This is a genomic window from Pseudomonas sp. S31, assembly GCF_016648105.1.
Classification (GTDB): Bacteria; Pseudomonadota; Gammaproteobacteria; order Pseudomonadales; family Pseudomonadaceae; genus Aquipseudomonas.
Map to the genome: position 1 here is coordinate 1 of NZ_JACVVE010000086.1, position 995 is coordinate 995.

Here is a 995-nt window from a genome sequence, read left to right on the forward strand (position 1 = left end):
CTGATAACACTCAGCATTCTTGGCGGGATGACGTGGGGCGAGGATCGGAGAACAGGCGATGAGGTGATCGACATGGCATTGGTAAGTAGGCGGGATGGCCGCAATTTCGGCTACGGCAGGCAATTGAGCTACGCAGGGCCGCAGGCGCTGAAAGACATGTTTGGCGGTGGCCATTACGGCACGGTTAAAGCGCACGGTGATCGGTGGCAAGCATTCGTCAAATGGTGTCGCTCCGAACAGGGGCCCGGCATCAATGATGCGCGGCAGATAGATCGAAAGGTGTTGGCCGACTATGCAGCGTATCTGCGCGACATGGTTAAGCGCGATGATCTCGCTGTCAGCACCGCACAAAATCGGCTATCCAGCGTTAACAGGACCATGGCGGCGCTTCGCGGTGATCAGTGCGTGACATTGCCCAGTCCGAGCAAAGCGTTGGGCATGCAGCGCACCGGGGTTCGACAGTCTGTGCCACAGGGCCAAGACCGCGAACAGGTTAAGCAGATCGTTGATGCGCTTTGCGACCAACAACAACTACGAGCCGCCGCGATTGTTTTGTTGGCGCGAGCCACCGGCATGCGCTTGCGTGAAGCCACCTTGGCTGATCTGCCACGGCTAAGCCGCGAGGCTGAAGCCTGCGGCAAGATCAACATCCAGGACGGCAGCAAAGGTGGCCGCGCCGGTGCCTCGGCACCTCGGTGGATTACGGTGGATGATCATATTCGTGGTGCGCTTGGGTTTGCGCGGCAGGTGTCGCCTGCGGGTAGCCGCAACCTAATTGCGCCAGACGAAAGCTACCTACAGGTTCTGCAAGAAATCATCCGTCCTGCGCGGGACATCCTGCATACACACAATCTCAAAGGCTTCCATGAGCTACGAGCGGCCTACGCATGTGAGCGCTATGAGCAAATCACTCAACACCCCACGCCTATCAACGGCGGCCAATGTGTAAGCGTCCGCCCAACTCACCTTGCGTAAGTCAGGCCGGCATCCACTGA

At 58.7% G+C, this 995-nt stretch carries 1 pseudogene; it reads left to right on the forward strand.

Annotation, left to right across the window (positions count from 1 at the left end):
* Window positions 1–72: 72 nt before the first annotated feature.
* Window positions 73–945: pseudogene (locus IAE37_RS28575) on the forward strand (integrase domain-containing protein); the annotation flags it as partial.
* Window positions 946–995 lie beyond the last annotated feature (50 nt).